Raw genomic sequence first — 17876 nt, 5'->3', positions numbered from 1 at the left:
GTGATGCAAAACCCCGTGGGAGCGAGCCTGCTTGCGAAAGCGCTGTGTCAGTCAACTGCTAGGCTGAGTGAGCTACCGCATTCGCGAGCAGGCTCGCTCCCACAAGGGAGATATCCGTAGATTTGGACAGAATCAGCTGCGCAGCCTTCTCACCAATCATCAGCGTAGGCGAACAGGTGTTGCCGGAGATGATCCGCGGCATGATCGACGCATCGGCCACGCGCAGACCCGGCACGCCGTGCACGCGCAGTTGCGCATCGACCACCGCATCGCCGTCGTTGCCCATGCGGCAGGTGCCGACCGGGTGGAAAATCGTCGTGCCGATTTTCGCCGCGGCTTCGTGCAGTTGCTCCTCGGTTTGCAGGCTGTCGCCCGGCAGATACTCGACGGGTTTGAACCCGCGCAGGGCAGGCGCGCGGACGATGCGTCGGGTTAACCGAATGGCATCCGCGGCCACCCGCAGATCTTCAGGATGGCTCAGATAGTTGGGGTTGATCAGCGGCGCCTGCTGCGGGTCGGCTGAACGGATTTCGATGCGCCCGCGACTTTGCGGACGCAGATCGCACACCGAGGCAGTGAACGCCGGGAAACTGTGCAACGGCTCGCCAAAACGCTCCAGCGACAGTGGCTGGACGTGATATTCGAGATTCGCCGACGTCTGCTCCGGCCCCGAGCGCGCAAACGCGCCCAACTGACTCGGTGCCATCGACAACGGCCCGCTACGGTCGTACAGATAACGCAGGCCCATGCCCATCTTGCCCCAGACGCTGCCGGCGATCTGGTTCAGCGTTCGCGCATTTTCCAGTTGATAGATCAGCCGCAGTTGCAGGTGATCCTGCAGATTGCCGCCGACGCCCGGTAGTTCATGAATCACGCCGATGCCCACGCGTTCGAGCAGTGGTCGAGGTCCGATCCCGGAGCGCTGCAGAATGCTCGGCGAACCGACCGACCCAGCGCACAGGATAATCTCCTTGCGCGCCTTGAACTGTTTGATCTGGCCTTCATGTCGCGCACTGACTTTCGAGGCGCGGCCATCCTCCAGTAGCACGCGGTCGACCTCGACCCCGGTCAGCACGGTCAGATTCGCCCGGTTGCGCACGGGTTTCAAAAACGCCTTGGCGGCATTCCAGCGCACCCCGGCTTTCTGGTTGACCTGAAAGTAGCCGCAGCCCTCGTTGTCGCCCTGGTTGAAGTCGCTGACGCTGGCAATGCCGCTCTGCTCGGCCGCGCTGCGAAAGGCATCGAGAATCGGCCACGACAAGCGCTGCTGCTCGACCCGCCATTCGCCTTGGGCACCGTGAAAATCAGCGCTGCCGGCAAAGTGGTTTTCGCTCTGTTTGAATAATGGCAAAACGTCATTCCATGCCCAGCCGGGATTGCCCTCGGTCGCCCAGCCGTCGTAGTCGCTGACCTGACCGCGCATGTAGATCATGCCGTTGATTGAGGAACAACCGCCCAGCACTTTGCCGCGCGGATAGCTCAGCGCGCGGCCGTTGAGGCCGGTCTGTTGTTCGGTTTTGAAGCACCAGTCGGTGCGCGGGTTACCGATGCAGAACAGGTAACCGACCGGGATGTGAATCCACGCATAGTTGTCGCGCCCGCCGGCTTCGAGCAACAGCACGCGACGCTGCGGGTCCGCTGACAATCGATTGGCCAGCACACAGCCGGCCGGGCCGGCGCCGACCACGATGTAGTCGTATTCATCGAGGGACATCTGCATTCCCTGACCTCGCTTTTTGTTTTTATTGTCGGACACTCTAGTTGTTAGCTTTCGTTAAAAGAATGTTAGTTTTTGCGCAGCCGCTGTGCGTTTTCAAACAGCTCGCATTGACCTTAGCTGACAAGGACACGCCATGTTCGACTGGAACGACCTGCGGTTTTTTCTCGAACTGCAACGCAGCGGCCGCCTGCTCACCGCCGCCCGCCGGCTCAACACCACCCATGCCACCGTCGCCCGCCACATCGAAGCCATCGAAAAGAGCCTCGGCACCGCGCTGTTCGTCCAGCACGCTCAAGGGTACGAAATGACCCCGGCCGGCGAGGCGCTGCTCAAACATGCCGAAGCGATGGAGAACGTTGCGCTGCTGGCCCAGGAAGAAATCACCCAGTCCAGCGCGCCGCTGGGCAAGATCCGCGTCGGCGTGACCGAAGGCCTCGGCGTCAGGTTTCTCGCCTGCCGCATGATCGGCCTGTTCGAACGCTATCCGGGGCTGGAGGTGGAACTGGTCGCGGTGCCGCGTTTTGTCAGCATCCTTAACCGCGAGGCGGAAATCAGCATCCACCTCGAACGCCCGGCGGCGGACATGCTGGTCACCCGTAAACTCACCGACTATCGATTGGCGCTGTATGCCAGTCAGTCCTATCTGGAAAAAGCGCCGCCACTGCACAGTCGCGAAGATCTGGGGCGGCACGCGTGGATCGGCTATGTCGATGATCTGCTGTTCAGTCAGGAATTGATGTTCCTCAACAGCTTTTGCCGTAGCCCGCGCGTGGTGTTTCACAGCACCAGCGTCATCGCCCAGCAGGAAGCCGCGCGCTCCGGACTGGGCATTGCGGTTTTGCCGTGTTACATGGCCGCTTCCGATCCAGAGCTGGTGCCATTGCTGCCGGATGAGAGCATCGAGCGCAGTTACTGGATCAGCACCAGGCGCGAGCTGCACAAGTCGGTGCGCTTGCGTGTGGTGTGGGATTATGTGGTGGGGTTGTGCGAGGCGGAGCAGGGGTTGCTGCTCGGTTAGCCGGTCCACAGAAATCCCCCTGTAGGCCTTCGCCTGCTCGCGATAGCGGTGTGTCAGTCATTAATGATGTTGAGTGAAAGACCGCTATCGCGAGCAGGCGAAGGCCTACAAGGGGCAGCATTTCAGGTTGCGAAATATATGGATATCCGTATATTCGATTTCCCGTATATCCCGTGCCCACCCCCATGCTCACTCCTACCGAAGTCTTCAAAAGCCTCGCCGATGAAACCCGTGTCCGCGCCATGCTGTTGATCGCCGCGCAGGGTGAACTGTGCGTGTGCGAGCTGATGTGCGCGCTCAACGACAGCCAACCGAAGATCAGCCGCCACCTCGCGCAATTGCGCAGCAACGGCCTGCTGCTCGATCGGCGCCAAGGCCAGTGGGTCTATTACCGCCTCAATCCGGATCTGCCGACGTGGATCGCGCAAATCCTGCAAATGACGTCCGAAGCCAACACCGCCTGGCTGCAGGACAACGCCGCCCGCTTGCAGAACATGCACGGGCGTCCGGTTCGTGAAGCCGCGTGTTGCTGATGGAGCAAAAAACCATGCGAGTCCTGTTCATGTGCACGGCCAACAGCTGCCGCAGCATTCTTTCTGAAGCGATGTTCAATCACCTCGCGCCAGCAAATTTCGAAGCCGTAAGTGCCGGCAGTTTCCCCAAGGGGCAGGTATTGCCGCGCAGTCTGCAGACGCTGCAAAAGTCCGGAATCGCCATCGACGGTTTGCACAGCAAAGGCAACGATGCGTTCGCCGGCAACCCGCCGGATGTGGTTATCACGGTGTGCGGCAACGCCGCAGGCGAACCGTGTCCGGTGTACTTCGGCCCGGCGCTGAAAAGTCATTGGGGCCTCGAAGATCCTTCCGACCTCAGCGCTGACGAAGCCAGCATCGACGCTGCCTTCCACGCCACGCTGATGCGAATCGGACAACGCTGCCAGGCATTCCTCGATTTGCCGTTTGCTCAACTCAGTCGCGATCAGCTGCAAGACGAGCTCGATCGGATCGGTACGCTTTAAGGAAGACCCATGTCAGACCACCTGCCCAACCTTGATGCCTCGCTATTTGATGCCGCCAAACTCGCGACACCGGATGCGCACAAACCGCGCATCCTGCTGCTCTACGGCTCGACCCGCGAACGTTCCTTCAGCCGTTTGCTGGTCGAAGAGGCGGCGCGCCTGCTTGAGCACTTCGGTGCCGAAACGCGCATTTTCAACCCGTCCGGTCTGCCGCTGCCCGACGACGCTCCGGTCGACCATCCGAAAGTGCAGGAGCTGCGCGAACTGGTGCTGTGGTCGCAAGGCCAGGTCTGGTGCTCACCGGAACGCCACGGTGCGATGTCCGCCGTGTTCAAGGCGCAGATCGACTGGATCCCGCTGGAACTCGGCGCCGTGCGCCCGACCCAAGGCAAAACCCTCGCGGTGATGCAGGTGTGCGGCGGTTCGCAGTCGTTCAACGTGGTCAATCAATTGCGCGTGCTCGGCCGCTGGATGCGCATGTTCACCATCCCCAACCAGTCCTCGGTGCCCAAGGCCTACATGGAATTCGACGATGCGGGACGAATGAAACCCTCGCCGTTCTACGACCGCGTGGTCGACGTGATGGAAGAACTGGTGAAGTTCACCGTGCTGCTGCGTGAACACCAGACGCATCTGGTCGACCGCTATTCCGAACGCAAGGAAAGCGCCGAGCAGTTGATGGCGCGGGTCAGTCAGCGTTCGATTTGAGAATCGCCGACTCGCCCTGAAGACTTTTGGAGCGAGTCAGCTAAACCGTCACACCCCGACCAAACCGCTCCCGATAAACCGAAGGCGGCACCCCCACCACCCCGCGAAACGCCACCCGAAAACTCTCCACCGAGCGATACCCGCAGCGCTCGGCAATCTGCTCGGTCTGCTGATCCGTGCTCTCCAGCAACTCCCGCGCCCGGGCCAGCCGCTCGTGCTGCAACCATGCCTTGGGCGATTGCCCACTAGCCTCGGTAAACCGCCGCAAAAACGTGCGTTCACTCATCGCCGCTTCACTGGCCAGATCGCGCACTTCCAGCGGTTGATGCAGGCGCTCGCGGGCCCACTGCATGACTCGTGACAGGTCGTTGCGCGGCGTGGCGCTGACCGGGGTCGGGATGAATTGCGCTTGGCCGCCGGTGCGTTGTGGCGACATCACCAGTCGTCGTGCGACGCTGTTGGCGACCTGGGTGCCGAAGTCGCGGGCGACCAGGTGCAGGCAGGCGTCGATGCCGGCGGCGCTGCCGGCCGAGGTGATCAGTTGGCCGGCGTCGACATAGAGCACGTCCGGGTCGACTGCGATGGCCGGGAAGCGTTGCGCCAGTTCGTCGGTGTAGCGCCAGTGCGTGGTGGCGCGGTGGCCGTCGAGCAAACCAGTGGCTGCCAGCACGAAGACGCCAGAACAGATCGACAACAATCGCGCGCCGCGGGCGTGGGCCAGGCGCAGGGCGTCGAGCAGTGCTTCGGGTACCGCCGCGTTACGGTCGCGCCAGCCGGGAATGATGATGGTGCGTGCCTCGGCCAATATTTCCAGACCGCCGTCGGCCAATACCTGAATGCCGCCCGTGGCGCGCATTGGCCCCTGATCGACCGCGGCAATTGCGTGCGCATACCACGGGAAGTCGAACTCCGGCCGGGCGAGGCCGAAGATCTCCACGGCAATGCCGAACTCGAATGTGCAGAGGCCGTCGTAGGCCAGAATCGCGACCAGATTGGAGAAAGTCGGCATTTGGCGGAAAATTCCCGGTAGGTGTCTTGTCCGCCACTGTAGCGGCAAGCGGGCCGGCGATAAAGTCTGTTCACCCCTGAACAGAAGCAAGGAGCCACACCCATGACCAGCCTGGTTCGCGACATTCCTGCCGCCCCCTCGGCGATTGCCCTGATGCACTTCAGCAATCGTCTGACCTTCGAAACCGATTGTTCCGACGTGTACAGCAGCTACGAGGCCGGCGACGTCGACTTTGTCCTGGTCGACGTGCGCGGGCCGCTGGCATTCGAGCGCGGGTATGTGCCGGGCGCGATCAATATCCCGACGCGCTTGCTCACTGCGACCGAGCTGGCGAGCTATCCGAAGAGTACGCTGTTCGTGGTCTATTGCGCCGGCCCGCATTGCAACGGCGCGAACAAGGCCGCAGTGAAACTGGCGGCGCTCGGCTACCCGGTCAAGGAGATGATCGGCGGTGTCAGCGGTTGGCTCGACGAAGGGTTTGCGCTGAGCGTGGCGCAACTGGTCAAGGCGCCGATCGCCTGCGAATGCTGAGGGATTTATAGAAAAATCTGAGCGAAAACGGCGCTTGTCCTACAGCCTTTGCACCACGACGGCGCAGCCTTTGACCTCGGTCAAGCGCTGCGCCGAAGTTACATAAGTATTTGTCGCTTAAACACAATTTGCCCTGTGCGCGCCGCCATAGACTGCCGGCCACGTCGGTTTTTGCCGTTCCAAGGCTTGACCGAACGCTGACTTGAAGCTGCCAATAAAAGCCTCCGCACACAGGAGTTATAAATGAACAAGCTAGTGATGTTCGGTGCCCTGGCACTGTCGATGTTGTCCCTGACCGCCGTGGCCGCCGACGCCAAGCCGATCCGCATCGGTATTGAAGCCGGTTACCCGCCATTCTCGATGAAAACCCCTGACGGCAAGCTCACCGGTTTCGACGTCGATATCGGCGATGCCCTGTGCGCGCAGATGAAAGTCCAGTGCACCTGGGTCGAGCAGGAGTTCGATGGCCTGATTCCGGCGCTGAAAGTGAAGAAGATTGACGCGATCCTGTCGTCGATGACCATCACCGATGATCGCAAGAAGAACGTCGATTTCACCATCAAGTACTACCACACCCCGGCGCGCTTCGTGATGAAGGAAGGCTCGGGCGTGAAAGACCCGCTGACCGAACTCAAGGGCAAGAAAGTCGGCGTGCTGCGTGCCAGTACCCACGACCGCTACGCCACCGAAGTGCTGGTTCCGGCCGGGATCGAACTGGTGCGCTACGGCTCGCAACAGGAAGCCAACCTCGACATGGTGTCCGGTCGTATCGACGCGATGCTGGCCGACTCGGTCAACCTCAGCGACGGTTTCCTGAAAACCGACGCCGGCAAGGGTTTTGAATTCGTCGGCCCGACCTACGAAGACGCCAAATACTTCGGCGGCGGCGCCGGCATCGCGGTGCGCAAGGGCGATACCGCGCTGGCCGAGCAGTTCAACAAAGCCATCACCGAAATCCGCGCCAATGGCGAGTACAAGAAAGTCCAGGACAAGTACTTCGACTTTGACGTGTACGGCCATTAATACGCCGTGAAAAAAGTGGCCCCGTTTGCGCGGAGGCCACTTTTTTTATGCATTTTTTAATTGATCGAAATCCCTGTGGGAGCGAGCCTGCTCGCGAAAGCGGTTTAACATTCGACATATCGATTGTCTGACCCAACGCCTTCGCGAGCAGGCTCGCTCCTACAAAGGATTTGCGTAACCTCGCTATTCAGGAGTTTCCCCATGCAACGCATCGACCACATTCTGCCCTGGAGCCACTTGGGCAGTGAGCGTTCTCTGAGCGTGTTTCGCTATGGCGCGGGTACCCGCAAGGTGTACATCCAGGCCAGCCTGCACGCCGATGAATTGCCGGGCATGCGCACGGCGTGGGAACTCAAGCAACGTCTTAACCAACTTGAGCAACAAGGCCGTTTGCAAGGCGTGATCGAACTGGTGCCGGTGGCCAACCCGATCGGCCTCGATCAGCATGTGCAAGGCGCGCACATGGGCCGTTTTGAGCTGGGCAGCGGCAAGAATTTCAACCGCGCGTTCGTCGAACTCAGCGCACCGGTCGCGGCGCTGGTCGGCGAGCAGTTGGGCACGGATGCCGAGGCTAACGTGGCGCTGATCCGCAAGGCGATGGGCGAGGTATTCGAGGCGCTGCCGGCGCCGGCCTCGCAACTGGAGGCGCTGCATCGGTTGTTGTTGCGCCATGCCTGCGACGCCGATATCACCCTCGATCTGCATTGCGATTTCGATGCGGCGATTCACCTCTACGCACTGCCGCAACACTGGCCGCAATGGCAGTCGTTGGCGGCGCGCTTGAAGGCCGGTGTGGCGTTGTTGTGTGAAGATTCCGGCGGCAGCTCGTTCGATGAATCCTGCTCGACGCCGTGGTTGCGCCTGGCGCGGGCGTTTCCGCAGGCGGCGATTCCGGCAGCGAATCTGGCGACTACGCTGGAGCTGGGCAGCATGGGCGACACGCGGGTCGATCAGGCGCAGGCCAATTGCGAGGCGATCCTCGGCTTTCTCGCCGAGCAGGGTTTCATCAGCGGCGAATGGCCGGCGGTGCCGAGCGAATGCTGCGAAGGCCTGCCGTTCGAAGGCACCGAGTACCTGTTTGCACCGCACCATGGCGTGGTGAGTTTCCTGCGTAATGCCGGCGAATGGGTGGAGAAGGGCGACGCCTTGTTTGAAGTGGTCGACCCGTTGCAGGACCGCGTCAGCACCGTGCGCGCCGGCACCAGCGGCGTGCTGTTTGCGCTGGATCGCGGGCGCTATACCGAACCGGGGATCTGGCAGGCGAAAGTGGCGGGACGGGTGCCGTATCGGACTGGCAAGCTAACCAACGACTGACAGTTTTGCACCGGGTTCACCGGCCTCTTCGCGAGCAGGCTCGCTCCCACAGTTTGAATGCGTTCTCCTGTGGGAGCGAGCCTGCTCGCGAAGTGGCCATCAGCAACTCCAGAGCATTTGGTTACCCGGCTCAGAATGTTAGGCTCCCCCCGAACCCGACACTCTGTGAAGGAACGCTGCATGTTGAAAATATTCGCTCTGCTGGCCCTGCTGGCCTCTACCGCCGTACACGCGCAAACCACGCTGCAATCGGATCTGCCGCTCAAATACCTCGAACTGGTCCACCCCGGTGCCGAGCCGCGGCCGCTGGTGATTTTCCTGCACGGGTACGGCAGTAACGAAGCCGATCTGATCGGCATGAAATTTCAGCTTCCGGCGCAGTACAACTACCTGTCGGTGCGGGCGCCGATGGAGCTCGGTGAAGGACGTTACCAGTGGTTTCGCAAAAAGGGCGAAGGTGCCTACAACGGCGAGACCGATGATCTGAAGGTCAGCGGTCAGAAACTGCGCGATTTCATTACTCAAGCCACGGGCAAATATCACACGACCCCGGACAAGGTGTACCTGATCGGCTTCAGCCAGGGCGCGATGATGAGTTACGAAGTGGGGCTGCGGCCGCAAGTGGTCATCGGCGGGTTTGCGGCGTTGAGCGGACGTTTGCTGCCGGTGTTGAAAAGCGAATTGAAAGCCGATCAATCCCCGCTGCCGGTACACATCTTCATCGGCCACGGCACCGCCGATGACCCGGTGCCTTACCGCCTCGGCACCGAAGCCAACGCGCAACTGCAAAAGCTCGGGTACAAACCGCAGTTTCATGCCTATCCCGGCATCGGCCACAGCATCACGGCGGCGGAATTGCGCGACCTGAACGGCTGGCTGCAGCAGCTCAATCCTTGAGGAGGGTCTTGATCAGCGCGTCGTGACCTTTCTTGTCGCTGGCGCGGGAAATCACCTGCACCAGCGCCATTTTCGTCCCGGAGCCGGCCATCAACGTGGTGTTGAGGGTCTGGCCGCCGCCCTGAGTGGCGGTGCTGTCGACCTGGCGCAAGCCGAGGCCGGTACCCTTGCGGGTCAGGCTTTTTTCGCTGAGCTTGTTGAAATCCGGCAGGGCTTTGCGCTGGTCTTCAATGAAGCTGGACACCGCACCGTCGAGAAACGGCCCGTCGTTGTCCTTGACGTTCTGCCCCTGCGGAATCTGGTTTTCCGCTGCGATGACTACGGTTTTCGTCGCCTGGTTGGTGTACATCGTGCCCTTGGCGCCGCTCGGGCTTGGCGGCAGCGGGTCGGCGACGAAGCCTTTGGGCAGGACGAAGCTGAACTTGCCGTCGAGCAGCGAGACTTTTTCGCTGGTGGCTTTTTCCTTGGCCGCTTGCGCGTTGATCGCGCCCAAAGCAGCAATCGCCGACAGCAGCAGGACGGCAGCTTTTTTGCTCAACAATGACATGTGAATCTCCGTGGGATGGTCGCGCGAGGCGGGCGATGATCCCACGGAGCAGGGCGCACGTTCCAGCCCGATTCGCCCGAGCGGTTAATGCGCCGGCGCGCTGGCCACTGGCCGGGCCAGCAGCTTTCTGGTCACTCCGAGCATGGCCACCGACACCGCGACACCGACGATGAAGCCCTTCAGGCCGAGGCTCGGCAAGGTCAGCGCCGAGACCAGGCAGAATGCCGAGAATGAATACATGCCGGTCGCCGTCGCCCGCAACAGCGCAGCGGTGAAAGCCGGGCCGCGCGTCTGTTGCGAAAACACCGCCATCACGCTGCCGAGGACCGGGAACACCGCGAGCAAACCGCTCCAGCGCTCGCCGACGGTGCTGGCCAGCATCGTCACCGCCAACGTCAGCGCGGCACCGGCGAGCATGCGCCAGATCAGTCGGTCGGACTTCGGCGCCGGACCGTTCAGCACCGGTTGCACCACCGGAAACAGATAAGGCGAGGCCAGCAGCGCAATCGCCGCCACCGTCAGCGAGAACGGCAACGAGGGCGGCACCAGCGACAACAGCAGCGCCAGTACGCTCCAGACGGCCAGCGAGGCCGCGAGTGCCCACGGCCAGTTCGCCCGTTGCGCCACCTGCGCGTAGGTGATGCAGAAGGCGATCATCGCAAACATCGCCGATAGGGCTGCGACCGCCGATTGCGCGGCAAACTCCGGCCCCTGTTCGATGGCGAGGAAAAACAGAATCGGCCCGACCACCACCGGCAACCCCGACAGCCATCCGGCCACGCTCGGCCCCCAGCGTTTGCCCGCCAGCGAGATCAGCAAGAGGAAGGCCGGAATCAGCAGCAGTTTGAGGATCAGCACGCAGGTGTCTCCATCGGATGCAGGTAAGCCACGTTAGCACCGTGGAAACGCGATTGCTGCCTATGTTTGCAAATTTTGTATACAAAAATCCGAATGCAATTACGGCTATGCTTTGACTATCAGGGGCGGCCGGAAGCGATGTGCGATGAACAAATCCTCGAAAATGCTTCGCGGCTGCTGCGGCATCGGCCTGTGGGCGCTGTTGCTGACGCCGACCTGGGCCAATTGGCAGGACGCGGTGCCGGGGGCACAGATCATCGGCAGCGGCGAATTCAGCGTGTTCGGTTTCGACGTCTACGATGCACGGCTGTGGAGTGCGGCGCGCCCGCTGGCGAACGATCAGCCATTTGCGCTGGAGCTGATTTACCGCCGCAAAATCTCCCGCGATGATCTGGTGCAGGCCAGTGTCGACGAGATCAAACGCCTTTCCGGCAATCAGGTGAGTACGGCGCAATTGGCCGGTTGGCAGGCACAGATGGAGCAATCATTCGTCGATGTGCAGGCCGGCACACGGATCACCGGGGTGTATCTGCCGGGGCAGGGCGCGCGTTTTTTTGTCGGCCAGCGCTTGCAGCACGAGATTGACGATCCGCAGTTCGCCCGGGCGTTTTTCGATATCTGGCTTGACCCACGCACGCGCAATCCCGATCTGCGCGAGCAATTGTTGGGCACCCGCCAACCTTGACCTTTCACCGCACCGGGCGAAACGTCTAAGCTGCGTCCTTTCGACTTGTTTCTGGATGTGTGCTTGAAATTCAGCTTGCCCAAAATCGCCACCGCGCCGTTTTGCCCGCCGGAAGTGGCCGGCAGTGTCGCGGTCGATCCTTCTGCATCGTTCTTTAAACGTGTATTGCGTTTCGCCGGCCCCGGTTTGCTGGTGTCGATCGGCTACATGGACCCCGGCAACTGGGCGACGGCGATCGAGGCCGGCTCGCGATTTGGTTACAGCCTGTTGTTCGTGGTGTTACTGGCGAGTCTGGCGGGGATGGTCGTTCAGTGCCTGTGCTCGCGGCTGGGCATCGCCACCGGACGCGATCTGGCGCAACTGTCGCGCCAGCGCTACAGCACGCCAACCGCGCGCTTGCAGTGGGTGTTGGCGGAAATCTCGATCATTGCCACCGACCTTGCCGAAGTGCTCGGCTGCGCCCTGGCGTTTCACTTGTTGCTCGGCTGTTCGCTGACATTCGGGATTGCCCTGACCGCGTTCGATACGCTGCTGGTGCTGGCCTTGCAGAATCGTGGCTTCCGTCGACTGGAAGCGATCATGCTGGTGTTGGTCGCGACCATCGGCGTGTGTTTTTTCGTCGAATTGCTGTTGATCAAGCCCTACTGGCCGGACGTCGCCCAAGGTTTCAAACCCTCGCTGGCGGCGATCAGCGATGCCGCACCGCTGTACCTGGCCATCGGTATTCTCGGCGCCACGGTGATGCCGCATAACCTGTATCTGCACACCTCAATCGTGCAGACGCGGATGATCGGCAAGGACCTGGCGAGCAAGCAGGATGCGGTAAAACTGGCGCGCATCGACACCATCGGTTCACTGGCGCTGGCGCTGCTGGTCAACGCGGCGATCCTGATCCTCGCCGCTGCCGCGTTTCACCAGTCCGGGCATACCGAGGTGGTGGACATTCAGGACGCCTATCACTTGCTCGATCCGCTGGTAGGCGGGGCATTGGCCAGCGTGTTGTTCGGCGTGGCGTTGCTGGCGTCGGGGCAGAGTTCGACCTTCACCGGCACCATCGCCGGGCAAGTGATCATGGAGGGCTATCTGAACCTGCGGATACCGTGCTGGCAGCGGCGGTTGATCACCCGTGGGTTGGCGTTGATCCCGGCATTTATTGGCGTGTGGCTGCTGGGCGACAACGCCATCGGCAAGTTACTGGTGTTGAGTCAGGTGGTGTTGAGTCTGCAACTGCCGTTTGCCCTGTATCCGCTGATTCGCATGACCAATGACAAGCAACTCATGGGGCCGTTTGTGAATCGCTGGCCGACGCAGGTGTTGGCGTGGGGGTTGTTCGTGGTGATCAGCGGGGCGAATGGCTGGCTGATTTCGCAGTGGGTGGTTTGATCTTTGACAGACTGATCGTTCCCACGCTCTGCGTGGTAACACCTCCCGTGACGCTCTGCGTCACAGCGGACGCGGAGCGTCCGTGGCTGCATTCCCACGCAGAGCGTGGGAACGATCAGGTCCCGCAATACACGCGAGCCTAGGCAACACCACCCGACGAGGGGGTTATCCGTCACCTTGTGTCAAAGCGGTCGAGCCTATACTGTATATGCACACAGTAAAGAGCCCGCGCCCATGCAAATCATCGACAAGCTGAGCATTCTCGCCGACGCCGCCAAGTACGACGCGTCGTGCGCGAGCAGTGGTGCGCCCAAGCGCAGCTCCGAGGGCAAGAGCGGGTTGGGCTCGACTGATGGCATGGGCATCTGCCACAGCTACACGCCGGACGGGCGTTGCGTGTCGCTGCTGAAGATCCTGCTGACCAATTTCTGTCTTTACGATTGCCAATACTGCGTCAACCGCCGCTCCAGCGATGTGCCGCGCGCGCGTTTTACCCCCGAGGAAGTCGTGGCGCTGACCATGGATTTCTACCGGCGCAACTGTGTCAGCGGGCTGTTCCTCAGCTCCGGCATCATTCGCTCGGCGGACTACACCATGGAGCAACTGGTCCGGGTGGCGAAGCTGCTCCGTGAGGAACATGAGTTTCGCGGCTACATCCACCTCAAGACCATTCCCGAGGCCGATCCGGCGCTGATCGAGGAGGCCGGGCGTTACGCCGATCGCCTGAGCGTCAACATCGAACTGCCCACCGATGCCAGCCTGCAAACCCTGGCGCCGGAGAAGGACATTGGTTCGATCAAGCAGGCGATGAAAACCATCTACACTGGCGTGCAGACCGTGCTCAACGAGCCACGCGCGCCGAAGTTCGCCCCGGCCGGGCAGAGCACGCAGTTGATTGTCGGTGCCGATGACACCGACGACAGCACCATCCTCCACAGCGCTCAATCCTTGTATGGCAACTTCCGTCTGCGCCGGGTTTACTACTCGGCGTTCAGTCCTATTCCGGACAGCCCGAAGAGCGTGCCATTGGCCGCGCCGCCGCTGATGCGCGAGCACCGTTTGTATCAGGCCGACTTTCTGTTGCGCAGTTATGGCTACAGCGCGGACGAATTGCTCAAGGGGCCGGGCAATCTGGCCCTCGACATCGACCCGAAACTGGCCTGGGCGCTGCAGAATCGTGAAGTGTTTCCGCTGGATCTGAACCGCGCCGAGGCCTCGTTGATTGCACGCATTCCCGGCATCGGCCTGCGCACCACTGAACGTTTGGTCGAGTTGCGCCGACAGCGACGCATCCGCTACGAAGACGTCGCGCGCATGCGTTGCGTACTGGCCAAGGCCAAGCCGTTCATCATCACCAGCGACTACCACCCGCAGCAGGCCGAAGTCACCAGCCACATGCTCTATCAGCAACTGCGCGACCGACCGCAGCCACAACAGATGGGGTTGTGGGGATGATCAATCTCGATTGCGACGACCTGTTCGACAACTGGCGGCAACAGGCGCGTTGGCTGCTCAGCCACGAAATCGACCCGAGCCTGGTCAGTTGGGCCTCGCAAGGCGTGGGTGATCTGTTTGCCAATGACGACCCGGTGCCTGAAGGGCAGGGGCCGTTTCAGGCGCGCATTCCCCGCGCGTTGCTCGATACCCTGGAACAAGCCTCGCGCTATCGCGGTGATCAGCGCTGGAGTTTGCTGTACGAAGTGTTGTGGCGCGTCAGCCACGGCGACCGTACCGCGATGATGGCCGGCGACAAACTTGGCAGCGAGTTGCAGCGGCGGATCAAACAGGTGAACCGTGAAGCCCATCACCTGCATGCGTTCGTGCGCTTCATCGAACGGCCCAAAGGCAGCGCCGGACCCGAATACGTCGCGTGGCATGAACCGGCGCACGACATCCTGCACAGCGCCAGCACGCATTTTATCGGGCGCATGGGCCGCCATCGCTGGCTGATCGCCACGCCGCGGGACGGGGTTTATTACGATGGCGAGCAACTGATTCATCAACGGCAATGCCCGGTGGAATGGCAGCAACTGGCGCAGAACGTTGACGATCCCCATGGTGATCTGTGGCTGACCTATTACAGCCATATCTTCAACCCGGCACGGTTGAATCCGAAGGTCATGCAAGGGCATCTGCCGGTGCGGTTCTGGAAGAACCTGCCGGAGGGGGAATTGATTCCCGGGCTGATTACGCAGGCGCGGATGGGCAAGCAGGGGGATGGGCAGGCGAGCGGGATTGCGGAGCGGTCGGGTAAGCGGATTGCGCTAAAAAAGCCAGGAGCAAACCCTCACCCTAACCCTCTCCCAGAGGGAGAGGGGACTGACGGAGGTGCTCGGACTTGATTCATCGACCTGAACTATCGAGTCGAACTCAGGTTTTGAAAAGCCCAACGATCGGCTCCCTTTCCCCTCGCCCCCCTGGGGGAGAGGGCTGGGGTGAGGGGGAAAAGATCTCCAGCCTTACACGAAAAAAACCAACAACCACAATCAAAAAAGCCCCCCACCAATCACTCGGCGGAGGGCTTTTTTAACATCAGCAACCGTCAAATCAAACCTTGACGATCCAGCCCGCTGGCGCTTCGATGTCCCCGGTCTGCACGCCGGTCAGCTCTTTGTAGAGCTGCTGCGTCACCGGGCCAACTTCGGTTTCGCTGTGGAACACATGCAGATGGTCGTTGTAGCTGATGCCGCCAATCGGGGTGATCACGGCAGCGGTTCCGCAAGCGCCGGCTTCCTTGAAGTCCGCCAGTTTGTCGATCAGCACATCGCCTTCGACCACTTCCAGGCCCAGACGCGATTTCGCCAGTTCGATCAGCGACAGGCGGGTGATGCCTGGCAGCACCGACGGCGAGTTCGGCGTGACGAACTTGTTGTCGTGGGTGATCCCGAAGAAGTTGGCCGAGCCGACTTCTTCGATTTTGGTGTGGGTCATCGGGTCGAGGTAGATCGCGTCGGCGAAGTTGGCTTTCTTGGCTTTCGAGCCCGGCATCAGGCTGGCCGCGTAGTTGCCACCGACCTTGGCGGCGCCGGTGCCTTGCGGGGCGGCGCGGTCGTAGCTGGAGATCTGGAAGTTGTGCGGGGTCAGGCCGCCCTTGAAGTAGGCGCCGACCGGGATGCAGAAGATCGAGAAAATGAACTCGGGCGCGGTACGCACGCCGATGTTGTCACCGACGCCGATCACGAACGGACGCAGGTACAGCGCGCCACCGGTGCCGTAAGGCGGGATGAAGCGCTCGTTGGCGCGAACCACGGCTTTACAGGCTTCGATGAACTGCTCGGTGTCCACGGTCGGCATCAGCAACCGTGCGCAGCTGCGCTGCATGCGCAGGGCGTTCTGGTCCGGGCGGAACAGGTTGATCGAACCGTCCTTGCAACGATAGGCCTTCATGCCTTCGAAGCATTGCTGGCCATAGTGAAGAGCCGTCGAGCCTTCGCTGATGTGCAGCACGTTGTCTTCGGTCAGGGTGCCTTTGTCCCACTCGCCATCGCGAAAGTACGACAGATAGCGTTTGTCGGTCTTGATGTAATCAAAACCCAGCTTGTCCCAATTGATGCTCTCGTTACCCATGACACCCTCTATCACTGAACAACCGCCGAAACGGTTCAAGGCTTCTGACGTTTTTTGGATGGGCACAACAATACTTCATTCTTGAGCGGTTTCGCAGCCCGGACTATCGGATCACAGGCAGATAAATCCCGTCGCACTCAAGAATTCGCGAGCAGGCTCGCTCCCACAGGTGAAACGCAATTCAAATGTGGGAGCGAGCCTGCTCGCGAAGGGGCCGCCACTGTCTACAGATGCAGCGCATGCCCCAACGCACGCAACGCCGCTTCCTGCACCGCTTCACCCAGCGTCGGGTGGGCGTGGATGGTGCCGCCGATGTCTTCCAGGCGCGCGCCCATTTCCAGGCTTTGCGCAAATGCCGTCGACAGCTCCGACACGCCGACGCCCACCGCTTGCCAGCCGACAATCAGATGATTGTCGCGACGGGCGACCACACGGACGAAGCCGCTTTTCGATTCCAGGGTCATCGCCCGGCCATTGGCGGCGAACGGGAAGCTGGAAACGATGCAGTCCAGTCCCGCGGCCTTGGCTTCATCGGGCGTCTTGCCGACCACCACCAGTTCCGGGTCGGTGAAGCACACGGCGGCGATCGCGGTCGGGTTGAATTCGCGGGTCTTGCCGCTGATCAGCTCGGCAACCATTTCGCCCTGTGCCATCGCGCGGTGCGCGAGCATCGGTTCGCCGCTGAGGTCGCCAATGGCGTAGACGTTGCGCATGCTGGTCTGGCACCGGCTGTCGATCTTGATTGCCGAACCGTTCATGTCCAGATTCAACGCTTCAAGGTTGAAGCCCTGGGTGTTCGGTTTGCGCCCCACAGCAACCAGCACCTGATCGGTTTCCAGGTTCAGGGTTTCGCCCTCAGGATCGCGCACCTGCAACGTGCCGTCGAAACCCGACACGCTGTGCTTGAGGTACAGCTTCACGCCCAGTTGCTTGAGCGCCTCGTGCACCGGTTGCGTCAGTTCCGCGTCGTAGGCGGGCAGGATGCGATCCTGCGCCTCGACCACGCTGACCTCGGCCCCGAGTTTGCGATAGGCGATCCCCAGTTCCAGGCCGATATAACCGCCGCCGACCACGATCAGGCGTTTGGGCACCGACTTGGGCGTCAGCGCTTCGGTGGAGGAAATGACCGGCCCGCCAATCGGCAGGATCGGCAGGTTGACGCTGGTCGACCCGGTAGCCAGCACCAGATGTTCGCAATGGATGCGCGTATCGCCCACCTCAACGGTTTTGCCGTCGATGATTTTCGCCCAGCCGTTAATGACTTGAACCTTGTGCTTCTTCAGCAGCGCGGCAACGCCGGTGGTCAGGCGATCAACGATGCCGTCCTTCCACTCGACGCTCTTGCTGATGTCCAGCGTCGGTGCGGAAACGCTGATGCCCAGCGCCGAATGCTGACTGTGATGTTGCGTCTGGTGAAACTGTTCGGCGACGTGGATCAGCGCCTTCGACGGAATGCAGCCAATGTTCAGGCAGGTGCCGCCCAGCGACTGGCCTTCGACCAGTATCGTTGGAATGCCCAGTTGCCCAGCGCGAATCGCCGTGACGTAGCCGCCGGGGCCGCCGCCGATGATCAGCAGCGTGGTGTTTAAAGATTGCAT

18 protein-coding genes are annotated in these 17876 nt (G+C 61.4%); 12 read left to right on the top strand and 6 right to left on the bottom strand.

Annotated elements, in window-relative coordinates; genetic code table 11:
- Positions 1-58: 58 nt before the first annotated feature.
- Positions 59-1720, bottom strand: coding sequence for a GMC family oxidoreductase (locus ACGSLL_RS04315; protein WP_394503513.1), 1662 nt, complete (start codon positions 1718-1720; stop codon positions 59-61).
- Positions 1721-1853: 133 nt separating this feature from the next.
- On the opposite strand from ACGSLL_RS04315, the gene ACGSLL_RS04310 reads away from it, so the two are divergent.
- The 4 genes from ACGSLL_RS04310 to arsH all read left to right on the top strand — a co-directional run bounded on the left by ACGSLL_RS04310 (position 1854) and on the right by arsH (position 4464).
- On the top strand, positions 1854-2738 hold the full coding sequence (locus ACGSLL_RS04310) for a LysR family transcriptional regulator (RefSeq protein WP_394503511.1): 885 nt from the start codon (positions 1854-1856) through the stop codon (positions 2736-2738).
- 185 nt (positions 2739-2923) lie between these two features.
- Positions 2924-3271 carry a metalloregulator ArsR/SmtB family transcription factor gene (locus tag ACGSLL_RS04305; RefSeq protein ID WP_394503509.1) on the top strand — a complete coding sequence of 116 codons (348 nt, stop codon included), beginning with the start codon at positions 2924-2926 and terminating at the stop codon, positions 3269-3271.
- Positions 3272-3285: 14 nt separating this feature from the next.
- On the top strand, positions 3286-3756 hold the full coding sequence (locus tag ACGSLL_RS04300; protein WP_394503507.1) for an arsenate reductase ArsC: 471 nt from the start codon (positions 3286-3288) through the stop codon (positions 3754-3756).
- Between the two features lie 9 nt (positions 3757-3765).
- Positions 3766-4464, top strand: coding sequence for an arsenical resistance protein ArsH (gene arsH, locus ACGSLL_RS04295; protein WP_394503505.1), 699 nt, complete (start codon positions 3766-3768; stop codon positions 4462-4464).
- A gap of 40 nt (positions 4465-4504) precedes the next feature.
- Here arsH and ftrA read toward each other — a convergent pair whose 3' ends face one another.
- Entirely contained in the window at positions 4505-5473 is a 969-nt protein-coding gene (ftrA, locus tag ACGSLL_RS04290; protein ID WP_394503503.1) for a transcriptional regulator FtrA, read from the bottom strand.
- A 102-nt stretch (positions 5474-5575) separates the two neighbouring features.
- Here ftrA and ACGSLL_RS04285 point away from each other — a divergent pair, with 102 nt between their 5' ends.
- The 4 genes from ACGSLL_RS04285 (at position 5576) to ACGSLL_RS04270 (ending at position 9238) form a co-directional block, all read left to right on the top strand.
- Positions 5576-6004 carry a rhodanese-like domain-containing protein gene (locus tag ACGSLL_RS04285; RefSeq protein WP_394503501.1) on the top strand — a complete coding sequence of 143 codons (429 nt, stop codon included), beginning with the start codon at positions 5576-5578 and terminating at the stop codon, positions 6002-6004.
- Positions 6005-6247: 243 nt separating this feature from the next.
- Positions 6248-7027, top strand: a complete 780-nt coding sequence (locus tag ACGSLL_RS04280) for an ABC transporter substrate-binding protein (protein WP_394503499.1) — start codon at positions 6248-6250, stop codon at positions 7025-7027.
- 201 nt (positions 7028-7228) lie between these two features.
- Positions 7229-8341, top strand: a complete 1113-nt coding sequence (locus ACGSLL_RS04275; protein ID WP_394503497.1) for a succinylglutamate desuccinylase/aspartoacylase family protein — start codon at positions 7229-7231, stop codon at positions 8339-8341.
- 180 nt (positions 8342-8521) lie between these two features.
- On the top strand, positions 8522-9238 hold the full coding sequence (locus tag ACGSLL_RS04270) for an alpha/beta hydrolase (RefSeq protein ID WP_394503495.1): 717 nt from the start codon (positions 8522-8524) through the stop codon (positions 9236-9238).
- Here the strand turns inward: ACGSLL_RS04270 and ACGSLL_RS04265 are convergent.
- Positions 9228-9785, bottom strand: a complete 558-nt coding sequence (locus ACGSLL_RS04265) for a DcrB/PsbP domain-containing protein (protein WP_394503493.1) — start codon at positions 9783-9785, stop codon at positions 9228-9230. The two genes, ACGSLL_RS04270 and ACGSLL_RS04265, sit on opposite strands and share 11 nt — an antisense overlap.
- Before the next feature lie 84 nt (positions 9786-9869).
- Positions 9870-10643, bottom strand: coding sequence for a hypothetical protein (locus tag ACGSLL_RS04260; RefSeq protein WP_394503491.1), 774 nt, complete (start codon positions 10641-10643; stop codon positions 9870-9872).
- Positions 10644-10788: 145 nt separating this feature from the next.
- Here ACGSLL_RS04260 and ACGSLL_RS04255 point away from each other — a divergent pair, with 145 nt between their 5' ends.
- The 4 genes from ACGSLL_RS04255 to ACGSLL_RS04240 all read left to right on the top strand — a co-directional run bounded on the left by ACGSLL_RS04255 (position 10789) and on the right by ACGSLL_RS04240 (position 15053).
- Complete coding sequence (locus ACGSLL_RS04255; protein ID WP_394503489.1) at positions 10789-11328, top strand: chalcone isomerase family protein; 540 nt, start codon at positions 10789-10791, stop codon at positions 11326-11328.
- A 63-nt stretch (positions 11329-11391) separates the two neighbouring features.
- On the top strand, positions 11392-12711 hold the full coding sequence (locus ACGSLL_RS04250; protein WP_394503487.1) for an Nramp family divalent metal transporter: 1320 nt from the start codon (positions 11392-11394) through the stop codon (positions 12709-12711).
- 234 nt (positions 12712-12945) lie between these two features.
- Positions 12946-14166: a putative DNA modification/repair radical SAM protein gene (locus ACGSLL_RS04245; protein ID WP_394503485.1), complete on the top strand. Its 1221-nt coding sequence runs from the start codon at positions 12946-12948 to the stop codon at positions 14164-14166.
- Positions 14163-15053, top strand: a complete 891-nt coding sequence (locus ACGSLL_RS04240) for a TIGR03915 family putative DNA repair protein (RefSeq protein ID WP_394503483.1) — start codon at positions 14163-14165, stop codon at positions 15051-15053. The genes ACGSLL_RS04245 and ACGSLL_RS04240 overlap by 4 nt, the downstream gene beginning before the upstream one ends.
- A gap of 205 nt (positions 15054-15258) precedes the next feature.
- On the opposite strand, the gene ACGSLL_RS04235 is transcribed toward ACGSLL_RS04240, so the two are convergent.
- Both ACGSLL_RS04235 and lpdA read right to left on the bottom strand, forming a co-directional pair.
- Positions 15259-16278: a branched-chain amino acid aminotransferase gene (locus ACGSLL_RS04235; RefSeq protein ID WP_039762213.1), complete on the bottom strand. Its 1020-nt coding sequence runs from the start codon at positions 16276-16278 to the stop codon at positions 15259-15261.
- Between the two features lie 224 nt (positions 16279-16502).
- A complete protein-coding gene (lpdA, locus tag ACGSLL_RS04230) occupies positions 16503-17876 on the bottom strand; it encodes a dihydrolipoyl dehydrogenase (protein WP_394503480.1) in 1374 nt (457 codons plus the stop codon).

The organism is Pseudomonas retamae, from assembly GCF_043496865.1.
Classification (GTDB): Bacteria; Pseudomonadota; Gammaproteobacteria; order Pseudomonadales; family Pseudomonadaceae; genus Aquipseudomonas; species Aquipseudomonas retamae.
Note: the sequence above shows the minus strand (reverse complement) of the source record. Positions and strands in the feature narration are given on the sequence as shown.

Coding starts and splice junctions, on each gene's coding strand:
- ACGSLL_RS04285 (WP_394503501.1), top strand. CDS start 5,576: ATGACCAGCCTGGTTCGCGACATTCCTGCCGCCCCCTCGGCGATTGCC.
- ACGSLL_RS04310 (WP_394503511.1), top strand. CDS start 1,854: ATGTTCGACTGGAACGACCTGCGGTTTTTTCTCGAACTGCAACGCAGC.
- ACGSLL_RS04275 (WP_394503497.1), top strand. CDS start 7,229: ATGCAACGCATCGACCACATTCTGCCCTGGAGCCACTTGGGCAGTGAG.
- arsH (WP_394503505.1), top strand. CDS start 3,766: ATGTCAGACCACCTGCCCAACCTTGATGCCTCGCTATTTGATGCCGCC.
- lpdA (WP_394503480.1), bottom strand. CDS start 17,876: ATGCAATCTTTAAACACCACGCTGCTGATCATCGGCGGCGGCCCCGGC.
- ftrA (WP_394503503.1), bottom strand. CDS start 5,473: ATGCCGACTTTCTCCAATCTGGTCGCGATTCTGGCCTACGACGGCCTC.
- ACGSLL_RS04245 (WP_394503485.1), top strand. CDS start 12,946: ATGCAAATCATCGACAAGCTGAGCATTCTCGCCGACGCCGCCAAGTAC.
- ACGSLL_RS04280 (WP_394503499.1), top strand. CDS start 6,248: ATGAACAAGCTAGTGATGTTCGGTGCCCTGGCACTGTCGATGTTGTCC.
- ACGSLL_RS04255 (WP_394503489.1), top strand. CDS start 10,789: ATGAACAAATCCTCGAAAATGCTTCGCGGCTGCTGCGGCATCGGCCTG.
- ACGSLL_RS04235 (WP_039762213.1), bottom strand. CDS start 16,278: ATGGGTAACGAGAGCATCAATTGGGACAAGCTGGGTTTTGATTACATC.
- ACGSLL_RS04305 (WP_394503509.1), top strand. CDS start 2,924: ATGCTCACTCCTACCGAAGTCTTCAAAAGCCTCGCCGATGAAACCCGT.
- ACGSLL_RS04300 (WP_394503507.1), top strand. CDS start 3,286: ATGCGAGTCCTGTTCATGTGCACGGCCAACAGCTGCCGCAGCATTCTT.
- ACGSLL_RS04240 (WP_394503483.1), top strand. CDS start 14,163: ATGATCAATCTCGATTGCGACGACCTGTTCGACAACTGGCGGCAACAG.
- ACGSLL_RS04270 (WP_394503495.1), top strand. CDS start 8,522: ATGTTGAAAATATTCGCTCTGCTGGCCCTGCTGGCCTCTACCGCCGTA.
- ACGSLL_RS04265 (WP_394503493.1), bottom strand. CDS start 9,785: ATGTCATTGTTGAGCAAAAAAGCTGCCGTCCTGCTGCTGTCGGCGATT.
- ACGSLL_RS04315 (WP_394503513.1), bottom strand. CDS start 1,720: ATGCAGATGTCCCTCGATGAATACGACTACATCGTGGTCGGCGCCGGC.